The organism is Actinomycetospora succinea (assembly GCF_004363095.1).
Taxonomy (GTDB): domain Bacteria; phylum Actinomycetota; class Actinomycetes; order Mycobacteriales; family Pseudonocardiaceae; genus Actinomycetospora; species Actinomycetospora succinea.
The window spans coordinates 66,279-82,760 of record NZ_SNYO01000005.1; the positions used below are offsets into that span (position 1 = coordinate 66,279).

The window sequence follows — 16,482 nt, forward strand, 5'->3', positions numbered from 1 at the left end:
GCCCGGATCCGGGCTCGTCACAGGAGTCACGGGCGTCCCTTCCGTAGCGTGAGGACGGGGCGTCGGAGCAGGAAGATCACCGTTTCGGTGACGATCCCCCACGGATCTGCGGGGGATCGTCACCGAGATCGTGATCATGGTCAGCGGTGGTCGTCGGCGAGCAGCAGGTCGACGACGGCGTCGTCGGTGCTCGGCGCGATCACCGCGGCGAGCAGCCAGATGCGGGCGATCGAGACGTCGTCGGGCACCCGGAGGAAGTGCTCGCGCAGCGCCGCCGGCGCTTCTGGCCCGAGCAGGCGCGCCGCGTCCTGCACCGCCTGCCCGGCCTCGCCGAGGTGCGCGGCGACCCACGCGACGGCCTGGCTCGGCAGGGCACGCTGCGGGAAGCGTCGCCGCGCCTTCGCGAGCCAGGCGCCGACGACGACGTCGACGAGCACGCGCTCGCGCCAGCCGACGGCCGCGCGCGCGATCTCCGGGTCCCGCTGCTCGACCGTGGCCACGACGATCTCGCGGATGCGCTCCCGGAGCTCGTCGAGGGCGGCGTCGTCCTCCTCGTCGTCGTCCTCCTCCTCGTCCCAGAGGTCGAGCTCGTCGTCCCAGTCGTCGTCGAACGCGTGGGGGAACTGCTCGATGAGCTCGCAGTCGCTCAGCAGCGGGGCCGTGACCCGCGACTCCGCTCCCCGCGTCGCCCGGGTGTGCGGCGGGCGTGTCCGCCGCAGCCGCCGTGCCTCGACCTTCGCCGCCCGTCGCTGCCCGTCGCGCCTGCGCCTGCCCATGACTCCTCCTCGGGTCGTCCCGCCGAGGAGCATGCAACGGACCCCCGACAACGCCGGGGCGCGCGGAGATCAGGAGCGCATCCACGCACCCCGCCGGCGCCACGACGTGCACCACGTCGCCCCTGATCACGGGACGAGCGCCGGCGACCGGCGTCAGAGCAGCCCGGCGCCCGCGAGCGCCGAGCGGACGACGTCGCGCTCGTGCTCGTCGGCCTCGAGGAGCGGGAGGCGCAGGCCGCCGACGGGGTGGCCGAGCAGGTCGAGGGCCGCCTTGATCGGGATCGGGTTCGTCGTCACCCCGAGGGCGTCGAAGACCGGCTTGAGCGACGCCTCGATCTCGGCGCGCTGGTCGGGCTCGTCGACCATGCGGCGCATCTCGTTCCCGACGACGTGGCTCGCGACGAGGATGCCGCCGCAGCCGCCCATCTCGAGGACCGAGCCGAAGAGGTCGTCGTTGCCGGCGTAGATCCCGAGGCCGTCGACGGGCGCGAGGTTGGCGTTGTTGGCCTGCTTGACGTAGTCGATCCGCTCGATCTGGGCGAGCTCGGCGAGCAGCTCGTTCGGCAGGTCGACGACGCAGCGCGAGGGGATGTTGTAGAGGACGACGGGCTTGTCGGTGGCCCGCGCGACCGCGCCGAAGTGCGCGAGCATGCCGCGCCGGTTCGGCTTGTTGTAGTACGGGGTCACCGACAGGATCGCGTCGGCGCCCAGCTCGGTGGCCCGCTCGGTCATCTCGCACGCGTGACGGGTGTCGTTCGACCCCGTGGACGCGACGACCGTCTTCCCCGCCGGCTTGTGCTCGACGGCCAGCTCGACGAGGCGCAGGTGCTCGTCGGTCGACAGCGTCGACGCCTCGCCGGTGGTCCCGCACACCACGAGCCCGTCGGAGCCGTTCGCGTACAGCCGGGCCATGAGGTCGACGAAGGCCTTCTCGTCGACCGCACCGTCGGGGGCGAACGGGGTCACGATGGCGGTGAGAACGGCTCCGAGCGTCATGACCTCAGGTTGCCCCACCGGCACCGGAAAGGTCTACGCCGGGTCCGGCCCGTCGACGTTGACCGTCGGCGGGCCCTCGCCGGCACGCCCGATGACGGCCGTGGACCGCTCACCGGTGGGGTTGGACTCGCGGTGCACGGTGTGCGGCGGGACCCGCAGGAAGTCGCCGGGGCCGGCCTCGACGACGTCCCCGCCGCCGGGGCCGAACTCCAGCCGCATCGCCCCGCGCACCACGTACAGGCTCGTCTCGTGCTCGCCGTGGTGGTGCCACCCGGAGGCGGCGCCGGGCTCGGTGTGGACGAGGCCCGCCCACAGCGCGTCCGACGAGAACGCCACCTGGCGCCGCATCCCGGGCGTCGGGTCGCCCTCGGCCAGGGCGTCGCCGGGGAAGACCTCGACCGGTTCGCTGCTCACGGCGAGGAGACTGTCAGACCCCCCGGGATCAGACGAGGCCCAGCTTCTGCACCGCATCGCGCTCCTCGGCGAGCTCGTTCACCGAGGCGTCGATGCGCTCGCGGGAGAAGTCGCTGATCTCCAGGCCCTGGACGATCTCGAACCTGCCGTTGGCGGCGGTGACCGGGAACGAGGAGACCAGGCCCTCCGGCACGCCGTACGAGCCGTCGGACACGATCGCCGCCGACGTCCAGTCGTTCGGCTTGGTGCCGTTGACCCAGGTGTGGACGTGGTCGATGGCCGCCGCGGCCGCCGACGCCGCCGACGACGCGCCGCGCGCCTCGATGATCTCCGCGCCGCGCTTGGCGACCCGCGGGATGAACTCGTCGGTGAGCCAGCTCTGCTCGACCTGGTCGGCGATCGGCTTGCCGTCGACCTCGGCGTAGGTGACGTCGGGGTACTGGGTGGCGGAGTGGTTGCCCCAGATCGTGAGCTTGGAGACCGAACCGACGCGCACGCCGAACTTGGTGGCGAGCTGCCCGACGGCGCGGTTGTGGTCCAGGCGCGTCATGGCGGTGAAGCGGTCGGCGGGCACGTCGGAGTTCGAGCGCGCGATGAGGGCGTTGGTGTTCGCCGGGTTGCCGACGACGAGGACCTTGACGTCGTCCGCGGCACCGTTGAGCGCCTCGCCCTGCGGCTTGAAGATGCCGCCGTTGGCCTCGAGCAGGTCGCCGCGCTCCATGCCCTTGGTGCGGGGCCGGGCGCCGACGAGCAGGCCGACGTTGGTGCCCTCGAAGGCCTTGGTGGCGTCGTCGTAGACGTCGATGCCGTCGAGCAGCTCGAACGCGCCGTCGGTGAGCTCCAGCGCGGTGCCCTCCGCGGCCTTCACGGCCTGCGGGATCTCCAGCAGCCGCAGCCGGACCGGCACGCCCTCCCCCAGCAGGTCGCCGGCGGCGATGCGGAAGAGCAGCGCGTAGCCGATCTGTCCGGCCGCGCCGGTGACGGTGACGTTGACGGGGGTGGGCGCCATGCCTTCGCTCCTGCAGTCGTCGAGGGAGATTCGGTCGGGGAGCCTTGCACGTCGTGACCGGGCACGCGTAGCCAGGCCGCCCCGTCCGGGGTGTGATGTCAGTCGTCGCCGACGACCATGACCCCGCGCCGCTGCGCGAGGTACCGGAACGCCAGCCCGAGCGACACCATGATCCGGTTGCGGTTGCCCAGCAGCGCGAAGATGTGCACGAACATCCACGTCAGCCAGGCCAGGACGCCGACGAGCTTCGGGCCGTGCGCGATGTCGGCGACGGCCGAGAGGCGCCCGATGGTCGCCATCGTGCCCTTGTCCTTGTAGCGGAACCGCTCGGTCGGCTCCCCCGCGATGAGGCGCGCGATCGTCCGGCCGGCGTGCCGCCCCGTCTGGAGCGCGGGCTGCGCGAGCTGGGGCAGCGCGTCGTCGTCGATCACGCCGATGTCGCCGGCCGCGAGGATCTCCGGGTGCTCGGGGACCCGCAGGTCGCCGCCGACCACGATGCGTCCGCCCTTGCCCTGGGGCAGGCCCCAGCTCTTGACCCGGTCGTGCGCGGCGACGCCGGTCGCCCACACCGTCATCTGCGCCGGGAGCTCGGTGCCGTCGGCGAGCAGCACCGAGTCGGGCCGCACCTCCTTGACCGCGGCCTCGAGGCGCAGCTCCACGCCGCGGGCGCGCAGCTGCTCGGCGGCGTACTCGCGCAGCCGGGGCGCGAAGGGCGGCAGGACCTTGTCGGTCATCTCGACGAGCACGACGTGGACCTCGCTCGGGTCCAGGTCGGGGTAGCGGCTGGGCAGCACGGTGTTGCGCAGCTCGGCGAGCGTGCCCGCCATCTCCACGCCGGTGGCGCCGCCGCCGACCACGACGACCGACGCGCCGCGGGCCTCGCCGGTGGCGGAGATGTGGTCGAGGTAGCCGGTCATGCGGTCGCGCACGGCCAGGGCCTCGGCGCGGGTGTAGATCGGGAAGGCGTGCTCGGCCGCGCCCGGGACACCGAAGTAGTTGGTGGTGACGCCGTTGGCGACGACCAGGTAGTCGTAGTGCAGGTCGGGGCCGACGTCGAGCGAGACCGTGCGGGTCTCGGGGTCGACCGTGGTGACCTCGCCCTTGCGGAAGAACGCGCCGGTGTGGGCGGCGAACCCGCGGGCGCCGTAGGTGATGTCGCCGGGGTTCAGCGCACCCGTCGCGACCTGGTAGAGCAGCGGCTGGAACGTGCTGTAGCTGTGGCGGTCGACGAGGGTGACCCGCACCGGGGCCTTGCGCAGGGCGCGCACGGCCGAGAGGCCGGCGAAACCGGCGCCGAGGACGACGACGTGCGGCCGCGGGTCGGCATCCGTGATCGACGTGCCCGTGGGCTCGTCGCGGGACGACGCGTCGGCGGTCATGGGGCCCGCACTCCTCTCGCGTTGACCCGTCGGTGCTGGCCGTGACGATTCAGGGCCGGGCCGGCGGGCGGTTCTTCATCGCTCTACCCGCCATCGTCCTCCGTCACGCGGGCCCTGGGGAGCCGACCCCGGTGCGTGACCTGTCGGCTCCGTCACGAGCGATCTACGGCGGGGGCACCGGCCCGTCGTCCGGCACGGGCCCGACGGTGTCCGTCTGCTCGGGCAGCAGCGGCGACACCGCGAGCGCCCCGATCCGGGCCCCGGCGGGCGCCACCTCCACCGCGCGCACCCCGGGCCGGGCCGCCAGCGCGGGGGCGAGCGCCGGGTCGACCTCCACGACGACCGCGAGCGTGCACGCGCACCCCGCGGCGAGGCGCGCCGACTCGGTGGCGGCGATCGTCGCGGCGCGTCCCGTCGAGGTCCGGGCCTGCTCGCCCGCCCGGTTCGCGGCCTGCGCCTCGGCGAGGCGCAGCGCGTCCGCCGGGGCGGCCGTCCCGAGCGTGACCTGGCGCAGCGCGGTCTGCACCCGCGGCAGCGGCACCCGGAACACCGCCTCACGGGGGGTCGCGCCGTCGACGAGCCGGGCCGCGGAGGCGACGTCCTGCTCGGCGGCGAAGGTGACCAGCGCCGGACGGGGGCCCGGCGGCCCGGGCGGCACGGCGCGGACGCGGTCGAGGTAACCGGCAACGGTCTCCCCCGCCGCGGGCCCGAGACGCGTCGCGTCGGTGCTCCCGGGGACGCCGCCCGACGGCCCCGACGCCCCGGACCCGGCCACCCACGCCGTCACCAGCGCGACCACGAGGACGACGGCGAGGACGATCGCGGCGGTCGGCCAGCGCAGGCGGGGCCCCTCGTCGTCCGGGTCCTCGTCCGGCGTGCTCAGCTCGCCGCCCGCAGCGTCTCGAGCGCCTGCGCGAGGTCGGCCGGCGGCTCGCTGACGAACTCCACCCAGCGCCCGTCGGCGGGGTGGTGGAAGCCCAGGCGGTGGGCGTGCAGCCACTGCCGGGTGAGCCCGAGCGTGCGCGCGAGCACCGGGTCGGCGCCGTAGGTGATGTCGCCGACGCAGGGGTGACGGACCGCGGAGAAGTGCACGCGGATCTGGTGGGTGCGCCCGGTCTCGAGCTCCACCTCGAGCAGCGACGCGGCCCGGAACGCCTCGAGCGTGCGGTAGTGGGTGACGCTCGGGCGCCCGTCGCGCATCACCGCGAAGCGCCAGTCGTGCTTGGGGTGACGGTCGATGGGCGCGTCGATCGTGCCCTCGCTCGGGTCGGGGTGGCCCTGCACGGTCGCGAGGTAGACCTTCGACACCGTGCGCTCGCGGAAGGCGTCCTTGAGCACCGAGTACGCGCGCTCCGACTTCGCGACCACCATGACCCCGGTGGTGCCGGCGTCGAGGCGGTGCACGATGCCCTGGCGCTCGGCGGCGCCGCTGGTGGCGATGCGGATGCCGAGTGCGGCGAGCCCGGCGACGACCGTCGGGCCCGACCAGCCGGGGCTCGGGTGGACGGCGACGCCGACCGGCTTGTCGACGACGACGATCTCCTCGTCCTCGTGCAGCACGACCAGGCCCTCGACGGCCTCGGCGGTGACCACCAGCGTCGGCTCGGCGGGCTCGGGCAGCTCGACCTCGAGCCAGGCGCCGGCGACGAGCCGGTCGGACTTGCCCGCCGTCGACCCGTCGACGCGGACCGCGCCGTCGGCGGCGAGCTCGGCCACGACCGTGCGCGACAGGCCCAGCATCCGGGCGAGCCCGGCGTCCAGGCGCATCCCGTCGAGCCCGTCGGGGACGGGCAGGGTGCGGAGGCTCATGCGGCGTCCTCGGCCTTCGAGGGGGCCCGCGTGCCGTCGAGGTCGCGGCCGAGCAGGGCCAGCAGCACGAGCAGCACGCCGCCGACCGTGATCGCCGAGTCGGCCACGTTGAACACCGGGAACCAGCCGACCGACACGAAGTCGACGACGTGGCCCTGCATCGGGCCCGGCCCCCGGAAGAAGCGGTCGACGAGGTTGCCGAGCGCCCCGCCGAGCACGAGGCCCAGCGCGAGCGCCCAGCCCTTGGAGCGCAGCCGCCGGGCGAAGCGCGCGATCCCGACGACCACGGCGACCGCGACGAGGGTCAGCACCCAGGTCATGCCGGTGGCGAAGGAGAAGGCCGCGCCCGGGTTGCGGACGAGGGTGAACGACACGAGGTCGCCGATCAGCGGCACCCGCTCGCCGTCGGCCAGCCAGGACACCATCACGATCTTGGTGGCGAGGTCGAGGAGCACGATCGTCACCGTGATCGCCACCAGCATCCCGATGCGCTTGGGTGGCCGGTCCGCCTCGGGCGGACTGTCGGTCGGTGCGCTGCTCACCGTCCCATCGTCCCAGGGCCGCCGCCGTCCCTCGGCGGGGTGCCACGCTCACCCGAGCGCAGGTTCGGTGTGCCACCGGTGTCGCCGCGCCACCGGGCCAGGCGCCCGGAGCGGTCGACGGAGCGCAGGCGCTCCTCGGCGGCGTCGCGGGCGGTCTCGGTGGTGACGACGAGCAGCTGGTCGCCCTCCTGGATGCGGCTCTCCCCCTGCGGCGTGAAGCTCGTCCCGTTGCGGACCACGAGGCTCAGGCCGGAGCCCTCGGGCAGGCGCAGCTCGCGGACGTAGACGCCGTGCATCCGCGAACCGATCGGCACGGTCATCTGCAGGAGGTCCGCGCGCAGGGTGTCCAGGGGCGCGGCGTCGACCTCGATCTCCTCGACCCGCGAGTCACCCGCGAGCCCGAGCTTGCGCGCGACGAACGGCAGCGTCGTGCCCTGGACCAGCACGAGCACCACGACCAGCACGAACACCGCGTCGACGAGCGCCCGCGCACCGGGCAGCCCGGAGGTGAGCGGGACGAGGGCGAGCACGATCGGCACGGCGCCGCGCAGCCCCGCCCACGACAGGAAGATCTGCTCGCGCCAGGGCACCCGGAACCCGATCGACGCCGCGGCGACCGACAGCGGGCGGGCGGCGAAGAGCAGGACGGCGCCGGCGATGAGGGCGGGCACCACGGAGTCGGTGAGGCGCTCGGGCGACACGTACAGCCCGAGGAGCACGAAGAGCCCGATCTGGGCGAGCCAGCCGAGCCCCTCGGCGAACGACCGGGAGCCCTCGCGGTGGGGCAGCGTGGAGTTGCCGAGCACCAGGGCGGCGACGTAGGTCGCGAGCAGGCCCGACGCGTGCAGCAGCTGGCCGGAGGCGAAGGCGAGGATGCAGACCGCGAGCGTCGCGAGCGGGTAGAGGCCCGTGGCGGGCAGGGCGGCCCGGCGCAGGCCGAGCGCGCCGACCCGCCCGAGCGCGGCCCCGAGCAGGCCGCCGACGAGCAGCTCGTAGACGACGAGCAGCGGGTCCGTCCAGCTCAGGGCCGTCGTCGACGACAGGAGCACGACGGCGAGGAACACCGGGGCGTCGTTGAGCCCGGACTCGAGCTCGAGCGAGCCGACGAGCCGCCCGCTGAGACCGAGGTTGCGCAGGACGCTGAACACGGCGGCGGCGTCGGTGGACGACAGCACGGCGCCCCAGAGGAACGCGACGCGCAGGTCGAGGCCGAGCAGCGCCCAGAGCGCGAGACCGGTGACGCCGATGCTCACGGCCACCGCGACGGTCGAGAGCGCGATCCCGAGTCCCAGCGCGGGCCGCACGGTGTTCCAGCGGGTGGAGAGCCCGCCGTCGGCGAGGATGAGGACCAGGGCGGCCACGCCGAGCGCCTGGGTGAGGCCGGCGTCGTCGAAGCGGATGCCGAGCCCCGACTCCCCCAGCAGCACGCCGATCCCGAGGTAGATCAGCAGCGAGGGCAGCCCGACCCGTGTGGAGACCCGCACGGCGAGCACGGAGACGAGCACGACGGCCGCGCCGATCCCGAGCAGGAAGGGCAAGTCGTCCATGCGTCGTCCCCCCTCCCCTGGTGGAGGGGACGACCCTAGCGAGCAGGAACGCCCGGAATGGCCCGGGATCTCCGGTCGGTGAGGCGGTTCACCGCCGGCGGTCCGGGCGTCAGCGGCGGCTGTCGGCGCTCTGCGCGCCGGTGAGCGCCGCGACCGGCGTGCACCAGGAGCAGCCCGTGAACCCGAGGTCGACGGCCTCGCCGACCGGCAGCGGGATCACCTCGCGGCCGTACAGGTAGCTGCACCGCCCGAGGTGGAACAGCGGCTCCTCGTCGATGACGAGGACCTCGTCGTCGAGGCCGGTGACCGCCTGGCGGGTGGCGTCGTCGACGACCTCCTCCTCCGGCTGCGCGGCCGGCGGCGGGGGCGGCGGGGCGCCGGGGGGCGGTCCACCCGGGCCGCCCGGTCCACCTGGGCCACCCGGAGGACGACCGCCGGGAGCCTGGCCCGGCGGGACCTGGCCGAACGGCGGCGCACCCGGCGGGGGCTGCCCGGGCGCGCCCTGCGGCGGCCGGCCGGGGCCGCCGTTGGCCGGCGCGCCGTTGGCCACCGCGCCGTCGGCGGGCCCCTGGCGCCTCCGGGAGATCTCGCTCATGTCGATGCGGGTGGTCGCCGCGTCGTCGCCGGCCTCGCCGCCCGGTGTCCTGGTGACGGGCGGGGCCCCGGCCGGCGTCCCGCCGAGGCGGGCCTCCGCGGGCGTCCCCGGCATCGGCAGCATCCCGAGGATGCGCGAGCCCTGCGGGGCCCCGGACACGCGGGAGGGTTCGTTGCCCGGACGGGCCGTGGCGGTGGCCCACCGGGCGCTCTGCGGGGCGCCCGGTCCCTGGGGCGGAGCCGGGGGCGGCCCCTGGGGTGCGGACGACCGGGACGCGGCACCGGCCGCCAGACCGGCGGCGCCGAGCGCGGCGGCACCGCCCGCCACGGCCGCTGCGCCCGGACGACCACCGTTGCGGTCGCCGGCCGGCCCCTGGGACGGCGAGCCGTCGCCGTCGGGGCCGTGCTGTCCGTCGACGCCGGCGCCGTCGCGCGAGGCGTCCGCCGGAGCGCTCTGGGGCGCCCCGACCGGCGTGCCCTGCTGGCCCGGACCCTGCGGCCCGGGGTGCTGGGGGCCCTGCTGGCCGGGCGTCTGACCGGGTGCCTGACCCGGTCCGCCCGCGGGTGGCGCCGATCCCGCGGGAGCCGGCGTCGACGTCGCCTCCGGGGAGCCCTGTCCCGGGCCCGAGGAGTGCAGGCCCGGGGCGATCCCGGAAGACGAACTCGACGCGATCGGCCCGGAGGACCCGGACGCCGCCGGTGCGGCGGCCTGGCTGCGGGCGTCGCGCTCACGCCGGCGTCGACGGACGACGTCGGCGACGAGCAGCCCGGCGGCCAGCAGGCTGGCCACCACCGAGCCCCAGGCCCACGTGGCCACCGACGTGACCACGGCGACGGCCAGGAGCCCGAAGGCGATCAGCACGCAGAGCAGGACGAGGAGCAGCAACGGTCGGACCCCCGATCAGGGCCACGAGCCCGCCCCGCACATGGCGGGGGCGGGCTGCGCGGCGTCCGTCAGCTGCCGGCTTCGGCGCGCGAGCCGTAGCCGCTGGTGGCGTACCCGCCGGTGCCGTTGCGGCCGTTGTCCGGCGCGGCCGAGCCCCGGCCGTCGAGGTCGCGGAGCTGCGACTCGAGGTAGGTCTTGAGCCGTGTCCGGTACTCGCGCTCGAAGGTGCGCAGCTCGTCGATCTTCTTCTCGAGCCCGCCCTTCTGCTGCTCGATGAGGCTGATCGTCTCGTTGTGCTTGCGCTGCGCGTCGCGCTCGAGGGTCGAGGCCTTGTCACGGGCCTGCCGCTCGAGGGTCTCGGCGCGGGTGCGCGCGTCGTTCAGCATCGTCTCGGCGCGGGTGCGCGCCTCGTTGACCATGCTGTCGGACTTGGTGCGCGCCTCGGAGAGGAGCTGCTCGGACTTGGTGCGCGCGTCGGCGAGCATCCCGTCCGCCTCGGACTTGGCCTCGGCGGTGAGCCGGTCGGCCATCTCCTGGGCGAGCCCGAGGACCTTGGCGGCCTGGACGTGATGGTCGCCACCGCCCGCGGCGCCCCCGCCCTGCTCCGACATCCCGAACGGCGGCGGCACGACGGCCTGCTGCGTCTGGGGGGGCATCGGGGGCTGCTGCGGCTGCTGCGGCGGCATCGGCTGCTGCACGGTGCGCGGCGCGTCCTCGACGGGCCGGCTCGGCGGCGGGGCCGAGACCTGCGTCTGCGGGCCCGAGTTGGCACCCGCGCCCTGCGCCGCGCCGGCCTTGCTGCGCGCGTCGTCGAGGTCGGCGTGCGCCGACGAGAGCTGCTGCTCGAGCTGCTCGACCTGCTCGCGGAGGTCGTTGTTCTCTTCCAGCAACCGACCCAGCTCGGCCTCGACGAGGTCGAGGAACGCGTCGACCTCGTCCTCGTTGTAGCCCCGTTTCCCGATCGGTGGCTTGCTGAACGCGACGTTGTGAACGTCGGCGGGGGTCAGCGGCATCGGATCTCCTCAAGCACTCCTCGGCTGCGGAACCCCAGGTACATCGGGCTCTTCGAGCTCCGCCACCCGCAGAGTATGACCTCTGCGAGCGACAGAACCATAATGGACGGGTCCAGTGACGCGCTGCCCTCGCCGCCCAAATGGTGACGCAGCGCCACGAGCGGGGTCGCGGAAACCCACAGACCTACCGATTTCCGGAGCCCGCGGCGATCCGCCGGTCGGGTCGTGACGCTTCGTGACCCTCTACGTGCGGTGACAGGAGCGAATCCTGGGCCCGCCGGGCTCCGGGTAGCCGGAACGGCACGCTCGGCGCACAGGAGAGGCCATCCGGCGCGCCATGTCGATCGTCGCCCGTTCGGCCGCGTGGCGCGGCATCCGTGCGGAGCACCGGCGCCCCTGCGACGCCTCGTGATCTCCATCGCTCCCCGGCCCGCGGATGTGAGCCGGTTCCGACGATGAGACGTGCAACGTAGCGGCTGCTCCGGAAACGAAGTCGCCCGGGTCGGCGCCGAGGGTCAGGACGTGGAGGCGTAGTTGGTCTCCGCGAGCTTCCGGCGCTCGGTCGCCGAGACCTCGACGTTCGGCGGTGAGAGCAGGAACACGCGGTTGGTGACCTTCTCGATCGACCCGCGCAGCGCGAAGGCCAGGCCGGCGGCGAAGTCGACGAGACGCTTGGCCGCGACGTCGTCCATCTCCGTCAGGTTCATGATCACCGGGATGCCGTCGCGGTAGCGCTCGCCGATCACGCGCGCCTCGTTGTAGCTCTTCGGCTGCAGCGAGGTGATCTCGGCGGGCGAGCTCGGCGGATCCGCGTCCGCCGGGGTGCTCTTCGCGGCCGTGGCCGGGGCGGACGGGGCCGCCGCCGCGCTCGTCGAGGAGGAGCCCCCCGAGGACGAGGAGGACGCCGACGACAGCGACGGCGGGGTGCGCGGCGTGGTCGGGCGCACCGAGGTGTGCCCGGGACCGCCGGCGGCGGCCCAGCTGCGCCCGCGGCCGGCGCGCGACAGCGCGTCGGTCGCGTCCTCGTCGCGCCGGATCTCGGTGACCTCCGGGTCGCGCGGGCGCGGCGTGCGGCGCTCCCGGGAGTCCTCGTAGCGGTCGTAGCGGTCGTACCGGGACTCGCGCGCCTCGCGGGCGTCGCGCACGTCCCGGACGTCCTCGGCGGCCCGGCCGCGGCCGTAGTAGCCGCCGTCGTAGCCGTCGCGGGCCTCGCGACCCTCGTACCGGTCCTCGAAGCGCTCGTCGTACCGGTCGGCGCCGTAGCGGTGCCGGTCCCCCGAGTGCCGCTCGGCCGGCAGCCGGTCGCGGTCGTAGCGCTCGTCGTCGTAGCCGTCGTAGTCGTCCAGCTCGTCGGCCGGGACCATGCCGAAGTACGCCTTCACGCGGTGCAGAGTGGTCATGGCCGTCTCCCCTGTCCGACGGGGACCCCGCGCGCCACACGCGGTGAGTCACATCCGTGTCGTTCACTCACACGGAACGCTAGCTACCGACGGCCGAGCAGCGCCGTTCCGACACGCACGCACGTTGACCCGTACGCGACCGCGGTCTCGAGATCCCCCGACATCCCCGCCGACAGCGTGACGGCGCGCGGGTGCGCCGCGCGTACCCGCTGCGCCAGCTCCCACACCGTGGCGAAGGCCTCCTCCGGCGCGACGTCCTGCGGGGCGACGGCCATGACGCCGCCGAGGTGCAGGTGCTCGCACGCGGCCACCCGGTCGGCCAGCTCCTCGACGTCGTCGACGGGCGCGCCGCCGCGGCCGGGGTCGGCGTCGACGCTGATCTGGACGAGGACCTCGAGCGGCTCGACGCGCTCGCCGGCGTCGAGGGCCTTGCCCGCGGCGGACTCGAGGGCGTCGACGAGCCGGGGCGAGTCGACCGACTCCACGACGTGGGCCCACCGCACGAGGCTGCGCGCCTTGTTGCGCTGCAGCCGGCCCACGACGTGCCAGCGCGGTGCGGCGTCGGGGCGCAGGTCGGCGAGCTCGGCGGCCTTGACCGCCCCTTCCTGCTCCTTGTTCTCCCCGAACGCCGCGAGCCCGAGGTCGGTGAGCAGCGCGACGTCCGACGCGGGCCAGGTCTTGGTCACCGCGAGCAGGCCGACCTCGCCGGGGTCGCGGTCGGCGGCCCGGGCGGCGTCGGCCACGCGCCCGCGCACGGCGGCGAGGGCGTCGGCGAGCTCGCCGCGGCGCTCCTCCTGGTCCGTCACGGCCGGGCGTACTCCCACCACGTCACCGCGGCGAGCCGTCCCGTGGGCTGGGCGCGCCGGTGGCTGAAGAGCTGGTCGTCCTCGAAGGTGCAGCGGCCGTCGGTGTCGACGCGGGTGACGCCGAGGTCGGCGAGACGGCGGCGCAGGCCGGCGCGCAGGTCGAGCGACGGCGTCCCGATCCGCGTCTGCGACGCGCTGCCCGGGAGCACCGCGTCGACCTCGTCGCGCATCGCGGCGGGCACCTCGTAGTCCTCGCCGCAGATCGCCGGGCCGAGCAGCACCTCGACCCGTCCGGTCTCGGCGCCCAGCTCCGTCATGGCCTCGAGGGTGCGCTCGAGGATCCCGTCGGCGGCCCCCCGGCGCCCGGCGTGCGCGGCCGCGACCACGCCGGCACCCGGGTCGGCGAGGAGCACCGGCACGCAGTCGGCGACGACGACGGCCAGCGCCAGGCGCGGGCGGTCGGTGACGAGCGCGTCCGCGGTCGGCGTCTCGCCGCCCGCGTCCGTGACCACGGCGACGTCCGTGCCGTGGACCTGGTTCATCCACGCCACGCGCTCCGGGCCCAGCCCGATGCCCTCGCCGAGGCGGCGGCGGTTGGCGGCGACGGCGTACGGGTCGTCGCCGACGTGGTCGCCGAGGTTGAACCGGTCGTACGGCGGCGCGGAGCGGCCCCCGGCGCGGGTGGTCAGGACACGCCGGACACGGACCGACGGGGCGGGACCGCCGCCGTCGGCGCCGTGTGCGGTCGCGGATCGGGAGCCGGCAGCCACGACCTCAGCGTCTCATGAACGACGGGACGTCCACGTCGTCCTCGTCCGCGCTGCGGACGGCCGGCGTCTCGGTGGTCGGGGCGGTCGCCGACGCCGCGGACGTCTCGGACGCGGCCGCGGCCGTCGAGGTCTCCGGGGGCTTCGACGCCGCCGCGGCGCCCGCGGGGTCGCTCGGGGCGGGCGCGCCCGAGCCGGCGCCGTTGGTGCTCGCGCCGTTCGTGGTGCCGCCGGCCGGCCTGTCGAGCGTGCTGCGGTCGACGGCCGGCGCCGCCGGCACCGTGGGGGCCGAGGACGGGGACGGGTTGCCCGCGGTGACCGGGGGCCGCTGGACCTGCCCGGCCTGCGCGGAGGCCGTGGCGGTCGAGGAGCCGTTCGGGGTCGCCGACGCGAGCGCCTGCGGCTCGAGCTTCTTGTGGGTCGGCGAGCCGGAGTCGAAACCGGCGGCGATCACGGTGACCCGGACCTCGTCGCCGAGCGAGTCGTCGATGACCGTCCCGAAGATGATGTTCGCCTCGGGGTGCGCGGCCTCCTGGACCAGCGAGGCGGCCTCGTTGATCTCGAAGAGTCCGAGGTCCGACCCGCCGGCGATGGAGAGCAGCACCCCGTACGCGCCGTCCATGCTCGCCTCGAGCAGGGGCGAGTTGATCGCCTTGCCCGCGGCCTCCACGGAGCGGCTCTCGCCCCGCGCGGCCCCGATGCCCATCAACGCGCTGCCCGCCCCGGACATGACGCTCTTGACGTCGGCGAAGTCGAGGTTGATCAGACCCGGCGTGGTGATGAGGTCGGTGATGCCCTGGACACCGGAGAGGAGCACCTCGTCCGCGCTGCGGAAGGCGTCCATGAGCGAGAGGCCCACGTCGCCGAGCTGCAGGAGGCGGTCGTTGGGGATCACGATGAGCGTGTCGCACTCGTTGCGCAGCTCGGTGATGCCGTTCTCGGCCTGGGTCGCGCGGCGCTTGCCCTCGAAGTTGAAGGGCCGGGTGACGACGCCGATGGTCAGCGCGCCGAGCTTGCGGGCGATGCTCGCAACGACCGGCGCGCCGCCGGTGCCGGTGCCGCCGCCCTCGCCCGCGGTCACGAAGACCATGTCGGCCCCCTTGAGGACCTCCTCGATCTCCTCGCGGTGGTCCTCGGCGGCGCGGCGACCCACGTCGGGCGCCGCGCCCGCGCCGAGCCCGCGGGTGAGCTCACGGCCGACGTCGAGCTTGACGTCGGCGTCGGACATCAGCAGCGCCTGCGCGTCGGTGTTCACCGCGATGAACTCGACGCCCTTGAGGCCGACCTCGATCATGCGGTTGACGGCGTTGACGCCGCCGCCACCGATGCCGACCACCTTGATCACGGCCAGGTAGTTGTGCGGGGGCGTCATGTGTTCGCCTTTCGAGCTGGGTCTGGCGACGGTCCTCGTCGTCGGGTCCGGCGTGTCGCCAACCCTCGACCTCGAGTCGAAGTTTAAGGTGAGGGTCCCTGGCGACATGCGCACGGTAGGCAGGCGGAGCAGCGCATTTCCACGAGGCGCGCCGGGCGTGTCCCCACCTCATGGCACCCGTTCGCCGGGTGGTCGTCACGCGTTCGCGAACTCTCGACCACCCCTCGATGGTTCGCGTGCTGTCGCGAGTAGCGCCCAGGGATTCCGAGCGAAGGGCGGGGTCAGCGGACGACGGCGAGGTCCGGGGTCGAGACGTCGTACACCGAGCCGGGGCGGGTGAGCAGGGCGGCGAGGACCGCGGCCTTGCGCTCGTTGTCCGCGTCGGCGCCCCAGCGGACCTCGCGGTCGCCGGTGAGGACGAACGCGACGTCGTAGGGACCGTTCGCCCGCACCTCGACGAGGTCCGCGCGCAGCGACGCCGGGAGCGCGACGACGACGTCCGCGGCCGCGCGGGTGCCGGGCTCGTCGGGCGACGGGAGCATCCCGGGCGGCAGGGTCAGCGCCGGGACGCCCGCCGGCCGGTCGGGCATCGTGCGGTAGCCGAAGCCCGTGGCGTCGACCAGCACCACCCCGCCGCCGGGAGCGGGCGCGGCGAGCACCGGCTCGCGCTCGGCCACGGTGACGACGAGGGTGCCGGGCCAGTCGCGCGACACGTCGACCGTCGCGACGCGGGGCAGGCCGCGCACGCTCTCGGCCACGCCGTCGGCGTCGAGCCACAGCAGCGACGTGCCGGGCTCGACCGCCGCCGCGCCGCGCACCGCCTCGACCTGGTCGGGCGCGGCCCCGACGACCTGCACCTCGCGGACGTCGAGCAGCGGCGACCAGACGGTGAGGTACACGAGCGCGGCGACGACCAGGAGCCCGACCGCGAGGCCGATCCACACCCCCCGGCGGCGCCGGGCCTGCCCGGTGACCGCGGGACGGGGTCGGCGCGCGCGTCCCGGTGAGCCGGCCGCGGCCCCCTCGGGGCGGGCGCCGGCACCGCCGGAGCGCCGGTCGGTGCGCTCCGCCTTCTCCGGGCGCGCGCCCCGTTCCGTGCGGCCCGCCCGCCCCGACCGGCCCGCCCGGCCGGTGCGGCCGGGTCGTCCGGTGGGTCGGGCTGGGCCGGTCAC

At 75.0% G+C, this 16,482-nt stretch carries 16 protein-coding genes; all 16 read right to left on the reverse strand.

The features are described 5' to 3' along the window. Window positions 1–140: 140 nt before the first annotated feature. On the reverse strand, window positions 141–776 hold the full coding sequence (locus EV188_RS18860) for a hypothetical protein (protein ID WP_133827856.1): 636 nt from the start codon (window positions 774–776) through the stop codon (window positions 141–143). 153 nt (window positions 777–929) lie between these two features. After that, window positions 930–1,772, reverse strand: a complete 843-nt coding sequence (gene dapA, locus EV188_RS18865) for a 4-hydroxy-tetrahydrodipicolinate synthase (RefSeq protein WP_133827857.1) — start codon at window positions 1,770–1,772, stop codon at window positions 930–932. A 33-nt stretch (window positions 1,773–1,805) separates the two neighbouring features. Beyond that, on the reverse strand, window positions 1,806–2,186 hold the full coding sequence (locus EV188_RS18870; RefSeq protein ID WP_208114275.1) for a cupin domain-containing protein: 381 nt from the start codon (window positions 2,184–2,186) through the stop codon (window positions 1,806–1,808). 28 nt (window positions 2,187–2,214) lie between these two features. Continuing rightward, window positions 2,215–3,195 (reverse strand): malate dehydrogenase, encoded by a 981-nt coding sequence (locus tag EV188_RS18875; RefSeq protein WP_133827859.1) that lies wholly within the window; start codon window positions 3,193–3,195, stop codon window positions 2,215–2,217. A 98-nt stretch (window positions 3,196–3,293) separates the two neighbouring features. Then, the gene (locus EV188_RS18880; RefSeq protein WP_133827860.1) at window positions 3,294–4,574 is read right to left on the reverse strand and encodes an NAD(P)/FAD-dependent oxidoreductase; all 1,281 of its coding nucleotides are present in this window, start codon (window positions 4,572–4,574) and stop codon (window positions 3,294–3,296) included. 163 nt (window positions 4,575–4,737) lie between these two features. Continuing rightward, entirely contained in the window at window positions 4,738–5,373 is a 636-nt protein-coding gene (locus EV188_RS18885; protein WP_133827861.1) for a hypothetical protein, read from the reverse strand. Window positions 5,374–5,453: 80 nt separating this feature from the next. Then, window positions 5,454–6,383, reverse strand: coding sequence for an RluA family pseudouridine synthase (locus EV188_RS18890; RefSeq protein ID WP_133827862.1), 930 nt, complete (start codon window positions 6,381–6,383; stop codon window positions 5,454–5,456). Continuing rightward, window positions 6,380–6,925, reverse strand: coding sequence for a signal peptidase II (gene lspA / locus EV188_RS18895; protein ID WP_208114276.1), 546 nt, complete (start codon window positions 6,923–6,925; stop codon window positions 6,380–6,382). Before lspA ends, EV188_RS18890 begins: the two co-directional genes overlap by 4 nt. Beyond that, entirely contained in the window at window positions 6,922–8,472 is a 1,551-nt protein-coding gene (locus EV188_RS18900) for a potassium/proton antiporter (protein WP_133827863.1), read from the reverse strand. Before EV188_RS18900 ends, lspA begins: the two co-directional genes overlap by 4 nt. A 109-nt stretch (window positions 8,473–8,581) precedes the next feature. Then, window positions 8,582–9,952 (reverse strand): hypothetical protein, encoded by a 1,371-nt coding sequence (locus EV188_RS18905; RefSeq protein WP_133827864.1) that lies wholly within the window; start codon window positions 9,950–9,952, stop codon window positions 8,582–8,584. A 68-nt stretch (window positions 9,953–10,020) separates the two neighbouring features. After that, window positions 10,021–10,965 (reverse strand): DivIVA-like cell division protein Wag31, encoded by a 945-nt coding sequence (wag31, locus tag EV188_RS18910; protein WP_133827865.1) that lies wholly within the window; start codon window positions 10,963–10,965, stop codon window positions 10,021–10,023. A gap of 515 nt (window positions 10,966–11,480) precedes the next feature. Then, complete coding sequence (locus EV188_RS33235; RefSeq protein WP_424922940.1) at window positions 11,481–12,110, reverse strand: cell division protein SepF; 630 nt, start codon at window positions 12,108–12,110, stop codon at window positions 11,481–11,483. Between the two features lie 338 nt (window positions 12,111–12,448). Continuing rightward, window positions 12,449–13,171: a YggS family pyridoxal phosphate-dependent enzyme gene (locus EV188_RS18920; protein WP_208114277.1), complete on the reverse strand. Its 723-nt coding sequence runs from the start codon at window positions 13,169–13,171 to the stop codon at window positions 12,449–12,451. Further along, a complete protein-coding gene (gene pgeF, locus EV188_RS18925; protein ID WP_243741855.1) occupies window positions 13,168–13,860 on the reverse strand; it encodes a peptidoglycan editing factor PgeF in 693 nt (230 codons plus the stop codon). The genes EV188_RS18920 and pgeF overlap by 4 nt, the downstream gene beginning before the upstream one ends. Window positions 13,861–13,945: 85 nt before the next feature. After that, complete coding sequence (gene ftsZ, locus EV188_RS18930; protein WP_133827867.1) at window positions 13,946–15,310, reverse strand: cell division protein FtsZ; 1,365 nt, start codon at window positions 15,308–15,310, stop codon at window positions 13,946–13,948. Between the two features lie 281 nt (window positions 15,311–15,591). After that, entirely contained in the window at window positions 15,592–16,482 is an 891-nt protein-coding gene (locus EV188_RS18935) for a cell division protein FtsQ/DivIB (RefSeq protein ID WP_166659970.1), read from the reverse strand.